This is a genomic window from Hyunsoonleella jejuensis (genome assembly GCF_900111025.1).
Lineage (GTDB): Bacteria > Bacteroidota > Bacteroidia > Flavobacteriales > Flavobacteriaceae > Jejuia > Jejuia jejuensis.
This window is the reverse complement of the sequence record NZ_FOFN01000002.1, coordinates 70,723-85,948: the sequence shown is the minus strand read 5'-3', so window position 1 is coordinate 85,948 and position 15,226 is coordinate 70,723. Positions and strand designations below refer to the sequence as shown.

General features: G+C 32.0%; 15 protein-coding genes. 3 read left to right on the top strand and 12 right to left on the bottom strand.

The genetic code is table 11. The features are described from left to right. Positions 1-33: 33 nt before the first annotated feature. From BMY39_RS07050 to BMY39_RS06995, 12 genes are all read right to left on the bottom strand, one after another. Entirely contained in the window at positions 34-531 is a 498-nt protein-coding gene (locus BMY39_RS07050) for a hypothetical protein (protein WP_092577988.1), read from the bottom strand. Between the two features lie 222 nt (positions 532-753). Next, entirely contained in the window at positions 754-1,341 is a 588-nt protein-coding gene (locus BMY39_RS07045; protein ID WP_092577986.1) for a CDP-alcohol phosphatidyltransferase family protein, read from the bottom strand. 101 nt (positions 1,342-1,442) lie between these two features. Then, entirely contained in the window at positions 1,443-3,401 is a 1,959-nt protein-coding gene (locus BMY39_RS07040; RefSeq protein ID WP_092577983.1) for a heavy metal translocating P-type ATPase, read from the bottom strand. 16 nt (positions 3,402-3,417) lie between these two features. Further along, positions 3,418-4,323, bottom strand: a complete 906-nt coding sequence (locus BMY39_RS07035; protein WP_092577981.1) for a mechanosensitive ion channel family protein — start codon at positions 4,321-4,323, stop codon at positions 3,418-3,420. A 9-nt stretch (positions 4,324-4,332) separates the two neighbouring features. Further along, positions 4,333-4,629, bottom strand: a complete 297-nt coding sequence (locus BMY39_RS07030) for a chaperone modulator CbpM (RefSeq protein WP_092577978.1) — start codon at positions 4,627-4,629, stop codon at positions 4,333-4,335. Then, the gene (locus tag BMY39_RS07025) at positions 4,629-5,522 is read right to left on the bottom strand and encodes a DnaJ C-terminal domain-containing protein (RefSeq protein ID WP_092577975.1); all 894 of its coding nucleotides are present in this window, start codon (positions 5,520-5,522) and stop codon (positions 4,629-4,631) included. Before BMY39_RS07025 ends, BMY39_RS07030 begins: the two co-directional genes overlap by 1 nt. 127 nt (positions 5,523-5,649) lie before the next feature. After that, the gene (locus tag BMY39_RS07020) at positions 5,650-6,324 is read right to left on the bottom strand and encodes an ABC transporter ATP-binding protein (protein ID WP_092577972.1); all 675 of its coding nucleotides are present in this window, start codon (positions 6,322-6,324) and stop codon (positions 5,650-5,652) included. A gap of 1 nt (position 6,325) precedes the next feature. Continuing rightward, positions 6,326-7,588: an ABC transporter permease gene (locus BMY39_RS07015; RefSeq protein ID WP_092577970.1), complete on the bottom strand. Its 1,263-nt coding sequence runs from the start codon at positions 7,586-7,588 to the stop codon at positions 6,326-6,328. Continuing rightward, the gene (locus BMY39_RS07010; protein ID WP_092577968.1) at positions 7,588-8,667 is read right to left on the bottom strand and encodes an efflux RND transporter periplasmic adaptor subunit; all 1,080 of its coding nucleotides are present in this window, start codon (positions 8,665-8,667) and stop codon (positions 7,588-7,590) included. The genes BMY39_RS07015 and BMY39_RS07010 overlap by 1 nt, the downstream gene beginning before the upstream one ends. Before the next feature lie 148 nt (positions 8,668-8,815). Beyond that, complete coding sequence (gene deoD, locus BMY39_RS07005; protein WP_092577965.1) at positions 8,816-9,514, bottom strand: purine-nucleoside phosphorylase; 699 nt, start codon at positions 9,512-9,514, stop codon at positions 8,816-8,818. Then, positions 9,511-9,810, bottom strand: coding sequence for a thioredoxin (gene trxA / locus BMY39_RS07000; protein WP_092577964.1), 300 nt, complete (start codon positions 9,808-9,810; stop codon positions 9,511-9,513). Before trxA ends, deoD begins: the two co-directional genes overlap by 4 nt. A 6-nt stretch (positions 9,811-9,816) precedes the next feature. Next, on the bottom strand, positions 9,817-10,224 hold the full coding sequence (locus BMY39_RS06995; RefSeq protein ID WP_092577962.1) for a hypothetical protein: 408 nt from the start codon (positions 10,222-10,224) through the stop codon (positions 9,817-9,819). Between the two features lie 118 nt (positions 10,225-10,342). On the opposite strand from BMY39_RS06995, the gene BMY39_RS06990 reads away from it, so the two are divergent. The 3 genes from BMY39_RS06990 to BMY39_RS06980 all read left to right on the top strand — a co-directional run bounded on the left by BMY39_RS06990 (position 10,343) and on the right by BMY39_RS06980 (position 14,206). Continuing rightward, positions 10,343-12,223: a sensor histidine kinase gene (locus tag BMY39_RS06990; RefSeq protein ID WP_092577960.1), complete on the top strand. Its 1,881-nt coding sequence runs from the start codon at positions 10,343-10,345 to the stop codon at positions 12,221-12,223. Further along, positions 12,220-13,272, top strand: a complete 1,053-nt coding sequence (locus tag BMY39_RS06985) for a response regulator (protein WP_092577958.1) — start codon at positions 12,220-12,222, stop codon at positions 13,270-13,272. The genes BMY39_RS06990 and BMY39_RS06985 overlap by 4 nt, the downstream gene beginning before the upstream one ends. 88 nt (positions 13,273-13,360) lie before the next feature. After that, on the top strand, positions 13,361-14,206 hold the full coding sequence (locus BMY39_RS06980; protein WP_092577956.1) for a universal stress protein: 846 nt from the start codon (positions 13,361-13,363) through the stop codon (positions 14,204-14,206). Positions 14,207-15,226 lie beyond the last annotated feature (1,020 nt).

Below are 15,226 nucleotides of genomic sequence, written 5' to 3'. Positions count from 1 at the left end.
GTTGCTCGTTTAATACAGGTTTAAAAACTAGTGTTATTGAAAAATTCCAAATTCATTAACTTTCACATTAATATGTTTATCGTTATTCTCAAGCCTGAGTTTGTAAAGTTTTTTTAGATTACCCGTGTTATGGTAACTCACTAAATAAATAGTATTTGAAATAGTCCAATTTGGGAATCTTTTGGCCACCGATTCCATAACCGATAGTGGTAAATCAACATTTTTATATCTTTCTATAGTTCTTACTAAATTACTATCCTTATCATAGGATGCCAATATTTTTCCTTCGGGAATTATAAAATGGACATTGTAATATTCGTACTCGTCTGTATAAATATCTAATTTTTTTACATCAAAATCACTTACTTTTAGGTGAAGTTCCTCAACAGGTATTGCTGTTTCGGCTGCGTTTACCTCACTTAAATATTTGTAATTATGAACAATATGAACTGCTGGAAACATCTCAGTTTTTTGAGCATAAACTTGGGTGGTTAATCCCAATATCAATAAACCAATAATTAGTGTTCTCATGATTGAAGTCTTTACGGTAGGATGTAATAAAGCTAAGTCTTTTACATAAGTTTAAAAATGACGCTCATCAGTTGTATTATTTTTTAAATTGTTTTAAAACCTACGCAGTCTTAAGTTGAAGCTTTTCCTTTTTTTTTGGATTTATTGTGGTGGGTTATTAGGTACCCAATGGATATTATAGTGTACTCAGCAAGAGTTTCATCAATGCGGTTTGTCATAACATTAAAGTTTTTTCAACCTGCGTTTATCTCGTAAAGCCCAATAAATGCCTTTAACATCTGAAGCCCAATTATCATACATAAAAATTAGTATAATCTCTTCAAAAGTCTCTAATAAGCCTATTATAATCATTGCATAAAACAAGACATATTGCGGTGAAAAGAAAAGCGACCATAGGATAAAAACACTCTGTAATATTGCAGAAAATTTCGCCAAATAGGTATGAAATGCTGTGGCTTTGCCATATTTAAAATAAGCGATAAGCATTTGGACGATGTAAGGTATAAATGCAACAAGTATTAAAACAAGATTTGTTTTAATAAATTCAGTTTCAAAATAAAACAATCCAATTAACCCAATAATAAGTGTGATTTGGTCTCCAAAAGAATCGAGTTGTGAGCCTCTGGGGCTTGCTATATTTAATCTTCTTGCTAAAAAACCATCAATAGCATCTGTAGCATAACTTATTAATAAAAGCCATGTAAAAAGACAACGTAAATCAAACCATATTAAAACTAGTAAAAATGGTGCGATAAATATTCTATAAAATGAAAACCAATCGGCAATATTGAAGTTTTTAAATGTAAGCATGCCTGTTTTCTGATTTTTATAAAAATATGAGTTGTATTTAAATTTATAAATGACAAAAATCAGTTTTAAATCATGGCAGATATGATTTCCGAATATTTAAATTATTCTTTTCTAAAACGAAGTAATCTCAAGGCATTGAGAACGACAACTAATGTTGAGCCCTCATGAAATATAACTGCTAAGCCTATGTTAGTGAGATCTAGAATTGTTGCGGGTACCAGTATGCACACAACGCCCATACTAATAAAGATATTTTGTTTTATAATTCGTTTTGATGCCCTACTTAAACCAATAACAAATGGTAAGTTTTCAATTTTATCAGACATTAATGCTACATCGGCAGTTTCTAACGCAACATCACTACCTGCTGCACCCATTGCAATACTTACAGTACTTATTGCCATTGCAGGAGCATCATTAACACCATCCCCAACCATTGCAATTTTATTATTTAATTTGATTAATTTTTTTATTTCTGATACTTTATCTTCAGGAAGTAAATTTCCTTTAACACCAGTTAGACCGATTTGTTTCGCTATTGCATTACCAACATTTTGATGATCACCGGTAAGCATAATCATTTGTTTAATTCCAATAGCTTTCAATCTTTTCAAGGTAGAAGCAGACGTTTTTCTGGGTAAATCCATAACACTAATTAGGCCAATAATTTCTTTCTTAAAGGCAACAATCATAACTGTATGTCCCTCTTTTGACAGAGATTCCAATTTTGACGTGATTAAGTTGTCTATAGATATTCCAGCTTCCTTTATCATTTCTAAATTTCCAATAAAAACTGTTTCGTTATTAAAACTAGCTGATATGCCTTTTCCATGAATGGCATTAATATTAGAAGCTCTGTTTTTATTTTCTATTTTATAATCTGTCTTTATATCATTTGCAATTGCCTTTGCTAACGGGTGGCTACTCAAACTTTCAACTTCTAGGACTATTTCTAAGAATGCTTTTTTATCAAAGCTATTTAACGGTATTACATTGGTGAGTTTGGGTTTACCCTCGGTTAAGGTTCCGGTTTTATCAAACGCTATAGTGGTGATTTCACCCAAATCCTCTAGTGCCTTCCCTCCTTTTATAAGTACTCCTTTTTGAGCAGCTCTTGCAATGCCGCTTAATACCGCGCTAGGTGTTGAAATTGCCAATGCACATGGGCTTGCAGCTACCAATACGGTAATAGCACGATATAAGCTTTGGCTAAAATCTTCATCAATTAGTAAATGCGCAAAGCATAATAGCACAACAACCAATATTACTATCGGGACATACCATTTTTCAAACTTTTTGGTAAGCCGCTGTGTTGGCGATTTTTGGGTTTCTATTTCACTTACCATTTTTATCAATCTTGAAACTGTAGAATCTTTACTTAGTTTAAGAACTAAAACTTCAAGGCTGCTATCCCCATTAATTGTTCCTGTGTAAACCACATGCTTTTTATCGATATCCTTAAAATTGGGCAAATCATTACTATTTTCTAGAGCTATCTTATCTACTGGAATACTCTCTCCAGTTATTGGAGCTTCATTAATACTGCCACTGCCCCTAATTACTACCCCATCTGCAGAAATTTTAGTATTAGGTTTTACTACAATGATATCTTTGATGCGTAAGTTTGCAATTGGTATTTCTTCAATCTTATTACCGGTTTTTAAAAGTGCTGTTTTTGGAGAAAGCTTATGTAAAGCTTCAATGGACTTTTTAGCTTTGTTCATGGCATAATGTTCCAAAGCATGCCCAAGGCTAAACAAGAATAAAAGTAGTGCCCCTTCTGCCCATCTATTTATATAGATTGCCCCTATTGCAGCAGCAATCATCAAAAAGTCAATATCAAATATGCCTTTCAGCGCTTTTTTGAAGGCTTCAATAATTATAAAATAGCTTCCAAAAACGCATGATGCTATGTAGATTGTTAAATAAATCCAGTTTGGGAACTGCGCTAATTTTTGGACTAGAAAACCTGTTAGTAGAAATATACCACACAATATTGCAAAAATTAGTTCGGTTTTATTACTTGAGTGATCTTGAGACCTAAGCGATTTATTTTTCATTTAATAATGTAAATATTCAATGAGCATCATTCATTTTAATTTTTACTTCTGGTATTTTAATTACTTCTATAGTAGTTGATGCCAAAATAATCTTGCCTTCAGTATTTCCAATTTCTTCCCTAATTTTATCATTTAATAAATGCTTTGTATATCTCCGTTTTTTGTAGTCAACAATATATCTTACGTTAAATTGAATCCAATTATCGGTTAGGCTTATTGCTAGAGATGGCTCTACCATAGCATCTTCAATGTAATATTTATTAACCACGTCATGCCATTGCGACTTTGAATTCTTTGTGTAGTCAGAAAGGGTTTCAGAAGCAATTTTAATAATAATTGTTTTTGCTAATTCAATATCTGAACCATATCTAATAGGCAAGTTAAATTCATCCCATATAAAAGGAAAATCTTGTGAATAATTATAAATAGGGCCTTTAAATACAAAGGCGTTGCTTAGTTTTACAATGCGTCCACTATAATTGTCACTGCTTACCCATTGCCCTATTTCCATCATGGTAGTGTAAATACTATCCACATCAATTACATCTCCTTTTATGCCATTAATTTCTATGCGATCACCAGGTTTATACACCTTAACCAAAAATATATAGAGTGAACCCGCGATACTTAAAATTAGCTCTTGAAGCGTAAAAGCAATACCTGCGGTAAATAAGCCAATAACTAGTGTAAAGTCTTTAATATTGCCCGTGAAATATGAAAATGATAGGATAATTAAAATAACATACCCCACAATTTCGATACCTTTTTGAGATTTGTAACGTGCTGAACTATCTGGGATTTGCTTTCTTAAAAAACGTCGAACAAGCTGAATTAAAACAAGAACAAATGCAACCAGTAAAATATATTTTAATATACTATACGCGGTTGGGTTATCAACAATCCAACGTTTTATTTGTTCCATTTTATAGTTTTAAAAATCTTCATACAATCGCAACCTGTTATTTAATTCGGTTATCTCCCTTTTTAAAGTATGTACCTGTTTTAGTAGGTTATAAATCACATCTACGCCTTCCAAGTTTATATCTAAATCATAGTGCAAACGCATTATTTTTTCAACGTCCTTAATGTGCGAGGTTTTTAAAAAACGATTGTTATTTTCAACAATAAGTTCAATAAACTCAAATTCTTGCAATGTATTTATAAACGATACAGGAACATTGTAACGTTTGCAAAGGGTTTGTATGGATATTACATCTCTTGTCTCCATTAGTCTCGCAGTTTTTGTAATTCTTTAATAAGCGCTTTTTCCTTTGTTGAAAGTTTGGTAGGGAGTTTTATTTCATACGTAATATACAAATCTCCAAACTGTCCATCTTTTTTGTATCTAGGGAATCCTTTGCCCTTAAGTTTTACTCTAGTACCATTTTGGGTTTCTGGCTTTACATTAAGCTTCACCTTACCATCAAAAGTGTTTATTGTTAGCTCCCCGCCAAGTAAAGCTTTGTACAAATCTAAATCTACAGTAAGGTGTAAGTTATCTTTATCTCTTTTAAATTTTGAATGGTTTACTATTGAAAACTGGATATATAAATCACCATTTGGCCCACCATTAACACCTTTACCTCCATGACCCTTAATTTTAATAACTTGTCCGTTCTCTACCCCTGCTGGAATGGTAATTCTTATATTTTTATTGTTTACCGTTAGGGTACGTTTATGTGTAGTGTAAACGTCTAATAAATCTAGTTGTAATTCTGCATTATAATCCTCACCCCTAAATTTTACTTGTCTTCCTCTTGATCCTGAGTAGGCACTACTGCCAAACATGTTCTCGAAAAAATCTGAAAAATCCTGTTCTGAATATCCTCCAGAAGCGTCATTATAACTTGTTTGATAGTGTTGCTGTTGTTTTTTTGCTTTTTCATATTCCTCTGCATGTTGCCAGTGCTCTCCATATTGGTCATATTTTTTACGGTTTTCAGCGTTGCTTAGTACTTCATTGGCCTCATTTATTTCTTTGAATTTTTTTTCGGCTACTTTATCATTAGGATTTAAATCAGGATGGTATTTACGAGCCAATTTCCTGTAGGCCTTTTTAATATCTGCCTCAGATGCAGTTTTTGGAATGCCTAATATTTTATAGTAATCTATAAATGACATCTAATAAGGTTTTAGAGAAATTCAGGTTTATCCATTAAAATTAATTTATATCACATGAATTAAAAATGATAAATGTCAGCTGTTTATCATAAGAAAAAATACTAAAAATTAACGAAATTTAAAGCCACTAAGAGACGATTCTGCCATCTGCCATTTGAATAATCCGGTCGGTTTTTTTAGCAAAATCCTCATCATGGGTTACAATTAGAAGTGATAGCCCCTGTTCATGACTTAATTGTTTAAAAATATTAAACACGTTTGTGGCGTTATAACTATCTAAATTCCCTGTAGGCTCATCGCCCATTATTATAGAAGGATTGTTTATTAAGGCCCTTGCAATAGCGATGCGCTGTTTTTCGCCTCCAGAAACTCTCGATGCCCGTTTATTTGCCAAATGTTCAATATTCAACATTTTTAATTTTTCAATGGCATCGTGTTCAATTTCCTGATGCGATTTTTCGGCTAGTTTTTTTGCCGGCAGCATAACGTTTTCAATCACCGAAAATTCAGATAATAAATAATGAAACTGAAACACAAAACCAATGTGCTTGTTTCTTATGTATGAAAGATGGTCTCTATTTTGATTTGTTATAAGCTTATTATTTAAAAAAAGTTCGCCTTCGTAATCGGTATCCATAGTAGATAAAATATAAAGTAAGGTGGATTTTCCGCAACCTGATTTTCCCATTATCGAAGTAAACTCGCCTTTTTTTATTTTGAAATTGATATCCTTTAAAACATGAAATAATACAGGTTTCTTAAAATACTTATTGATGTGTTTTGCTTCTAGTACGATACTCATGTTACTGGCCTCTTATAATTGTTACGGGATCAATCTTTTTTGCTTTTTTTGACGGTAAATAGCCTGCCAAAAATGTGGAAACCATTGCAAACGAAAAGCCGATTACAAAAAACATGGGATTAAAATTTATGGGGTAAGTGTCTACTGTAGGTAAAGCATCCGTTTTAAAGGGGGTAATATCAATTAAACTTGTTAACCCCAAACCAATTAATAAACCTAATATGCCACCTACAAACCCAATTATCATGGCTTGACTCATAAAAATAAGCTGCACATCCTTACCAGAGAATCCTGTAGCTTTTAATATGGCTATATCATTCATTTTTTCATAAATAAGCATGTTTAAAATATTATAAATGCCAAACCCCGCTACAATAAGCAATGTTATAGAAACGGCATATGTAATGAGGTTTCGTATGGTTGTTCCTGTTTCAAACTGGGCATTCGCTGTTTTAATATCTACAGCAGTAAGTTTAAATTGTTGTTCTATTTTTTGTGATAATGGTACTGCTTTTTCTATGTCGTACAACTTTACATTAATGTCGGTAATGTAATTATTGGCCTTACTTAAAATGCGCTGTACGGTTTTTACATTGGTAAAACTTTGAATAGCATCAATATCGGCCACACCACTTTGATAAAAACCTACTATTTTTAATGGAAAAACCCCGCCATTAATTGGGCTTACCTGTACCCTATCTCCAATTTTTAAGGACATTTTTTTGGCAATACCTATTCCTAATAAAATACCATTATTAGTGTTTTGCAAGGCTTCTGCAGATCCTTCAACGATATAATCATCAATATTAAATAATCGTGCTTCGGCCATAGGGTTGATGCCTGTTAGGTTACCTGTAAGCTCAATAGAACCAGCAATGTAGAATATTTGTGCTTTTACCTGCGGAAGGGCCCCTTGAACATCTTCGTTTTCTTCTAAATATTTAATAATTGGTAATGCATTGTGTATTTTCTTTTGGGTGAGTTTGGGCTTAACGGAATGTATAATATTAAAACTTCCCTTTACATTGTCGTACAAAGAAATAGGTTGCTCTTTAGAGGGTTGAATTTCATTATAAATATGAATATGGGGTGTTTGGTTTAGAATTAAATCGTCCAGCATTGCGTTTAATCCTGTCATAAAACAAACTAATGTAATGTAAGACCCTATACCAAAAGTTACACCCAGGGCGGCCGTTGCTGTTTGCTTAATTTTAGTAAGCAAATGTGTTTTGGCAATGTTTAGTATTACCTTCCAGTTTGTCATTATTTTGGTTTATAAATGTAGGTGTCTTTATTTATACCAGATACCACTTCGATATATTCTAAATTTTGTGCTCCAGTTTGTATAGTTACCAGTCCGTCATCAGTTTTTACTTTATCAGCATCTATCAAGTAGGCTTTTGGTATGGTTAACACACTATCTCTTTTGGCTATTACAATATTGGCCTCTCCAGAAAGCCCAGGATATAAAACATTTGGTGGGTTTACAAAAACAGCTTCTACTTTAAAAGTTTGGTTGCGTTCATCTTTTTGTGGAAAAATCTTTGATACTTTTCCTTTAAAAACCTTTCCGCTATATGCATCTAGATGAATAAGTACTTCTTGGTTTTTGGATATACGAACAATATCAACCTCGTCAATCAACATTTCAACAACAAAACGTTTAGCACTTCCAATAGAAGCTAAGGGTTCCATGGTTGTGACTATTTCACCAGGCTCCTTGTAAAGCGCATATACTTTGCCGTTAATTTTACTTTTTATTGCAAAATCCTTAGTGGCTATTAATGATGTTTGGTAGTTGTTTTGTGCTTGCCTAACTTGGGTTATAAGCTCATTTTTTGTTCTATGGTACTTATTTTGTAATAATCTTAAATTATTTGATGCCAGTTCGTAATTAAGCTTTTTTGTATCATAATCAACTTTAGAACCAATACCTTGTTTCCATAGATTTTTTTGCCTGAAATAGTTAATAGAATCGTGTTTGTATTTCAGTTTTGCAGCACTAATTTCATTTTCTATTCCATGTAATACTGTAGTACTTCCATTATAATTTCCCTGTGCTAAGTTCAAAGCCAATTTAGCATTTTGAGCGTTTAGCTCCGGTGTTTTATTTATAATTTGCAGTAAAATATCATCTTTTAAAACATGGTCGCCCTCTTCTACCAAGGTTTTGTCTAAGATACCCGCTACGATAGCAAAAGCTTGGTACAAACTATCAGGTTGAATAGTAACTGATGAATACACAGACTCTGTTAAATGTCGTTCCGAAGGAAATATTTTGTCTTTATTTTCAGAACAAGAAATTAAGATTATTGCAACACAAAAAAAATTAAATAGCCTCATATTAATATGCCAGTTTTATGTGAAAAAGTACTTCAAACTAAATACATAAATTTTATATATATCCCAGAATTATATGGTTTTAAAAGTATTGTATTTATAACCTAAAAGAAATGATATTGCTCAGTGATCAAACATCCTATACATTAATTTACAAGGTACTTAAAGCTATTTTAATCATGGGGTTAAAACTACTTTCCCGGTCTTTTGCAGTCATACTTTTTTTAGATACCAAAGAATCTGAAATCGTTAAAATTGACAAGGCGTTTACATTAAATTTTGCGGCAATGGTATATAAGCCTGCAGTTTCCATTTCAACGCATAGAACCCCAAATTTCGCCCACTTTTTATACGACTCGAAATCATCTTCATAAAATTCATCAGCAGATAAAACGTTTCCAGCTTTAATAGGGATATTGTTTTTTTTAGCATAAAGTGCAGCTTTCATGAATAACTCAAAATTTGCAGTTGGAGAATAATCGGCATTAATAAAACGAGAGTTATTAATGCCAGAAGTTGATGATGCCGCCATTGCAATGATTATATCGCGTATTTTAATTTGTTTTTGATATGAGCCCGCAGAACCTACTCTAATAAGATTTTTTACGCCATACTCGTTTATAAGCTCATGACAATATATTAGTGTAGAAGGAATGCCCATTCCGGTACCTTGAACAGATACTTGCTTGCCATTGTAAAGTCCCGTATAACCGAGCATTCCACGTATTTCATTATAACATACGTAATCTTTTAAAAATGTTTCAGCAATCCATTTTGCACGCATAGGATCTCCTGGAAGCAAAACAGTTTCTGCAATATCTCCCTTTTTTGCTTCTAGGTGGATGCTCATAAATTAGATTTTATAATATTGATAATTTCATGCTTTTGAAGCACACCAGATTGTCGCCATACTTGCTTTCCGTTTTTAAAGAGTAACATCGTGGGTACACCACGTACCTGATAAACAGCCGCCAGAGGTTGGTTCTTGTCTACATCAATTTTAATTATTTTTATGTTATCTCCAAGTTCTTTCTTAACGTCCTTTAAAATTGGAGCTAACATTTTACACGGCCCACACCAATCTGCATAAAAATCTATCAACACAGGTGTGGTAGAATTTATAATTGCGTTAAAATTATCTTTCATTTCTTGTTATTTTTTTAATTCCATATCTAATTTCGCTAGCATAATGAGCTCTGACTTATTCACTCTAGAGAATGCATAGGCTATTTTGTGCGCAGTTTGCATAATAAGCTTTTTTATGTCGTTGGTAAATAAGTGTTTATGGTCATTTTTATACTTTACAAAATCATCAAAATACATCTCAGCATTCAGTCGTTCATTCTTATATAACCATTCAAAAACATTTAGAATTTGATATACAGCATCGGTATGTGTACTTTCTGTAACCAGATTGGTATTCAGCCACTGCTGCCTTACCAGGTCTTTTAGCGTATTGAATTCGGTAACCTCTACGGTTTTATCAGTTGCAGCAACGGCATAAAACAGCTTACCCAAATTTTGATAGAATTTTGCCATTTCATCTGCTACAGTTTTCATTTTCACAAATTTACCTTTAAATATAACGGCTTATAGTTTAAAAATATATGATAAAAATCAGTAAACTATAACCCCATTTTTTTGTATTTTTAAGATACTACCAAAAGCTTATTGCTTTATGTTTCCGCAAGACCAAGAAATATTTAATATTCTATTAGAAACCGTTTCGGAGGGCGTGATTATATTGGATTGTCAGCAAATAATCATGGAGGTGAATAAATCGGCTGAAACTATTTTTGCGTATCCGAAAGATGAGTTAGTCAATAAGAATTTAAATGTATTAATGCCTTCTAGTTATCACGAAAACCTATCGGTATATTTCAAAAAATTTATAAAAAAAGGAAAGCGACGAAAATTAGGAGTAGCAAATGATATTTACGGCCTAAAAAAAGATGGTAGTATTTTTCTCGTTGAAGTTGAACTGAACCCATTTACCATTTATAACAAAATTTATGTATTGGTATTGGTTAGGGATGTTTCAGAAAAGAAAACCATTGAGAAAAAATTAATGCTTAGAACCCAGGCATTACAATCGGCTAAAAACGGTGTTATTATTACAGATGCCTTAAAAAGGGATAATCCCATTATTTATTTCAATTCAGCATTTCAAAAACTTACTGGATATTCTGATACTGAAATTTTAAACCATAACTGTAGGTTTTTACAGGGTAAGGATAGAAACCAAGCAGATTTAAAAAGATTAAGGGAAGCTATAAAAAATGGGGAGAGTTGTCAAGCTACCCTACGAAATTACAAAAAGGATGGTACCATGTTTTGGAACGATTTGTATGTGTTTCCTATAATGGATACAAATGGAATTGTTACAAATTTTATTGGCATTCAAAATGATGTGACATTACGAAAAAACTCAGAGGAAGAACGCCACCATCTTGCCACTATTTTTAATGAATCGTTAAACGAAATATATGTTTATGATGTAGCAACATTAAAATTTATTAACGTAAACCATGGCGCACAAAAAAACCTTGGTTACAGTTTCGAAGAGCTAAGGAAAATGACACCATTGGATATTGTGCCTAATGATAATAAAGCTGAATTTAAAAAAACCATTGGTGTTCTATTAAGCAAGGTAGATGAAAAATTAGAGTTTGAAACCGTACACCAGCGTAAGGATGGCACAACATATCCGGTGGAAGTACATTTGCAGCTTTCAAATTTAGGTGAAAAAGAGGTGTTTGTTGCTATAATACTAGATATTACCGAACGAAAAAACTATACCACCAAACTCGAAAATAAAGTTGAAGAAAGAACCCAACAGCTTAAAATAGCACTGAGCAAAGAAAAAGAGCTCAGCGATTTAAAGACAAATTTTTTATCCTTAGTATCGCACGAGTTTAAAACGCCTTTAAGCGGTATCTTAACGTCTACGCAATTATTAGGTAAATACCAATTAACCGAACACCAAGAAAAACGAGACAAACACTTAAAAACCATATCCGAAAAGGTTCATTTTTTAAATAATATATTAAACGATTTCCTTTCGGTTGAAAAAATAGAAACTGGAAAAGTAACCTACAAATTCACTCATTTTAAACTAAGTAAAGTAATTAATGAGGTAGTTTACAACGCCAATATGCTTTTAAAAGAAGGCCAACAGATAAAATACCCTGAAAATATTGATGACATATCACTTTATCAAGATGAAAAAATCCTTCAATTAATTTTATCAAATTTATTACATAACGCCATTAAATATTCACCCGAAAACACCGCTATTTATTTAAAAATAGATCAAGATACTAGCTTTACAACAATAAAAGTTAAGGATGAAGGTATAGGCATACCCCAAAAAGACCAAAACAGTATTTTTGAACGGTATTTTAGAGCAAAAAATGTTATCAATACGCAAGGCACAGGTATTGGCTTGAATATTGCCAAAAATCATTTAGAGAATTTGGGTGGAACTATTTGCTTTGAAAGTGAAGAACATAAGGGAACTACCTTTAGTATTAAATTTCCAAACACGATAGAAAAATGACAACTGTTTTACTTATAGAAGATGATACTGTTTTAAGAGAAAATACTGCAGAACTTTTAGAACTATCTGGCTATAAAGTTTTAACAGCTTCTAACGGAAAAATAGGTGTATCACTTGCTAAAAAGCAATATCCGGATATTATAATATGCGATATTATGATGCCAGAACTTGATGGTTATGCTGCGCTTAAAATCCTTTCTAAAAACAAATTAACAAAGCACATACCTTTTATATTTTTATCTGCTAAAACAGAACGTAGTGATGTTAGAAAAGGGATGAATTTAGGTGCAGACGATTATATAACTAAACCCTTTACCGAAGAAGACTTGGTAACAGCCATAGAAAGTCGTTTAGCCAAAGTATCTATACTTAAAGATATAAAACAAAATGATAATATTGAAACTCCCAAACCAGATGATGAGCTAAAAACACTAAACGATTTAAAGATTTTTTTTGATGATTATGGTGAAGCATCTGTATTTAAAAATGAAGCGGTTATTTATAATGAAGGCGACCATTCGAACTATATTTACCTAATTAGCAAAGGCGCTGTAAAATGTTTTAGAAGAGATGAAAAAGGTAAAGAATTGGTTACGGCACTTTACAAAGAAGATGATTTATTTGGTTATACATCGTTTACCCAAAACACCACTTACAAGGAAACTGCCGCAGCTATTGCAGATACTAAACTAATAGGGTTATCAATTATAGACTTTAAAAGTATTCTAAATAAAAACCACAAATTGGTTATAGAACTTATAGAACTGCTAACCGACGATATATCGAATGTTAAGACACAGCTTTTACAAATGGCTTATGGCACTGTATCTCAAAAAACCGCTGCCACCATTTTAAAGTTTGCTGAAAAGATGAACCGTAAACCAGATGATCCCATAAAAATTTCTAGGAACGATTTGGCCAGCGTAGCGGGTATTGCAACAGAAACCCTAATTAGGGCACTAACCGAATTTAAAAAACAGGGAATTATAAAAGCAGACGGTAGAAACATTAAGGTAATTGATATTGAAAAACTAAAACAGGTAACTTAGTTAGGAATACTGGTGGTTGTAAATTGACCAATATCATTTTACCAGCGGTAACAACACTGTAAATTAGTGGGTGTAAATATGCTAACAAATGAAAAATATATTACTACCCACCGACTTTTCAGAAAATTCCTGGAATGCCATTACGTATGCTATTGACTTTTTCGCAAACGAAAACTGCAATTTTTACCTAATGCATGTAAATAGATTTGATGACGTAATGATTAACGAATCTCCATACATTGCACCAGAGGAAACCATAGAAGTTGTTTATACAAAACCTGCAAAATTACAGCTGCGTAAATTGTTGAAACGCATCGCTCAACGGTTTTCACAGAACAAACAACATAAGTTCTACACCATTTCTGCCTTTGGGTTTTTTATAGAATCTATTAGAAAACATGTAGAAGATAAAAATATAGATTGTGTTGTTATGGGCACAAAAGGCGCCTCTGGTTTAAAAAAAATAATGGGGAGCAATACGGGAGACGTTATTACCAAAGTTAAGTGCACTACTTTAGCAGTACCCGAAAGTGCTAAGTTTACAAAACTTAAGGAAATTGCATTTCCAACCGATTTTTTATTAGCTTATGAAACACAAATATTAAGGCCTCTTTCTGAAATTATAGAAACCAATAATTCTGCTTTAAGAATTCTTCATATTAAAAAAAAGAATGCACAGCTAAACTACGATCAAACTAAAAACAGGGAACTTTTAGATAATTATTTTGATCATTTAACACATAGCTTTCATTATTTAACAAATAAAAAAGTAGAAGATGCTATACAATGTTTTGTAGAAAGTAGAAACATTAATATGATATGTATGGTTGCTAAAAACCTAAATTATTTTCAACAAATTTTATTTCATTCAAAAGTTGAAGAAATAAGTTATCATATCGAAATTCCTTTTTTAGTATTACACGAAAAAAATTAATGCATTATGGATAGTTCAATATTTCTAGCAAAATTTTGGGGTTGGTATCTTATTATATTCTTTGTTATACTAAGTTTCAATCCAAAACGCATTAAACAAATTTTTAACGACTTACATGATGAGAAATTTTTAATATTAGCTTCGTTTTTAGCAATAATTGTTGGTTTGCTAAATATTTTATTTCATAATATATGGGAATCTAATTGGAGAATTTTTATCACATTTATTGGATGGATATCTTTATTCATTGGCCTTTCACTTTTCATTTTTCCAAAGCGTACGGTTGCTTTACTAAAATTTGTTAATGTAAAATTGGTACAACTTATATATACCTTACTTTTTCTTACTGGTTTGTTTTTGCTTAATATAGTTTATGGCATTGTACCAATTTAACATCAAAACTGATGAATATCATTTACCCATTCGTTTTGGTGATATAAATTAGCATCATATTACTACGTTCTTTGCATATTAGCAGTTTAAAATCTTTGAGTTTAGTACATCACCTGTTTAATCAGTTTTATTAATCTTTTGGCAACTGGTTAGCTTTGGTTTTTAATTGTTTTGACAATAGCTTAATAATTATACTGATGATCAGGTAATAAAATTAAACTCCTAAATGAAACAGGAAGTGTAAACTTCCTGTTTCTAAAAACACAGTGTTTTACATTACAAATGTATGGTGCTGTACTGCAAGTATTTGAAGCTATTAGTTAACTGAAAATTTAATATGGCTTTCATAAGGGATATTAATGATTAGAGAAGGTTAATTAATAAAATCAAGTATTTCCATGAAGGGAAACAGGAAGTGTAAACTTCCTGTTTCTCTATTTAATTTTGGCTATTAATCAATTTACATAATTAAGTAATGAGAGAAAAAAGGAATGCTAAACAAGGCATTCCTTTTTTTTTTAAACATACCATATAATTCAGCACTAGTAAATTCCTATTCTTAATCCCTAATTCTGATATATATCATTGTATCGGTCTGCTCAGATGTTTAAATTTAGAGATAATACC

Coding starts and splice junctions, on each gene's coding strand:
- BMY39_RS06995 (WP_092577962.1), bottom strand. CDS start 10,224: ATGAAAACTGTAGCAGATGAAATGGCAAAATTCTATCAAAATTTGGGT.
- BMY39_RS06985 (WP_092577958.1), top strand. CDS start 12,220: ATGACAACTGTTTTACTTATAGAAGATGATACTGTTTTAAGAGAAAAT.
- BMY39_RS07010 (WP_092577968.1), bottom strand. CDS start 8,667: ATGAGGCTATTTAATTTTTTTTGTGTTGCAATAATCTTAATTTCTTGT.
- BMY39_RS06980 (WP_092577956.1), top strand. CDS start 13,361: ATGAAAAATATATTACTACCCACCGACTTTTCAGAAAATTCCTGGAAT.
- BMY39_RS07030 (WP_092577978.1), bottom strand. CDS start 4,629: ATGGAGACAAGAGATGTAATATCCATACAAACCCTTTGCAAACGTTAC.
- BMY39_RS07050 (WP_092577988.1), bottom strand. CDS start 531: ATGAGAACACTAATTATTGGTTTATTGATATTGGGATTAACCACCCAA.
- BMY39_RS07015 (WP_092577970.1), bottom strand. CDS start 7,588: ATGACAAACTGGAAGGTAATACTAAACATTGCCAAAACACATTTGCTT.
- BMY39_RS07045 (WP_092577986.1), bottom strand. CDS start 1,341: ATGCTTACATTTAAAAACTTCAATATTGCCGATTGGTTTTCATTTTAT.
- BMY39_RS07020 (WP_092577972.1), bottom strand. CDS start 6,324: ATGAGTATCGTACTAGAAGCAAAACACATCAATAAGTATTTTAAGAAA.
- BMY39_RS07035 (WP_092577981.1), bottom strand. CDS start 4,323: ATGGAACAAATAAAACGTTGGATTGTTGATAACCCAACCGCGTATAGT.
- deoD (WP_092577965.1), bottom strand. CDS start 9,514: ATGAGCATCCACCTAGAAGCAAAAAAGGGAGATATTGCAGAAACTGTT.
- BMY39_RS07040 (WP_092577983.1), bottom strand. CDS start 3,401: ATGAAAAATAAATCGCTTAGGTCTCAAGATCACTCAAGTAATAAAACC.
- BMY39_RS06990 (WP_092577960.1), top strand. CDS start 10,343: ATGTTTCCGCAAGACCAAGAAATATTTAATATTCTATTAGAAACCGTT.
- BMY39_RS07025 (WP_092577975.1), bottom strand. CDS start 5,522: ATGTCATTTATAGATTACTATAAAATATTAGGCATTCCAAAAACTGCA.
- trxA (WP_092577964.1), bottom strand. CDS start 9,810: ATGAAAGATAATTTTAACGCAATTATAAATTCTACCACACCTGTGTTG.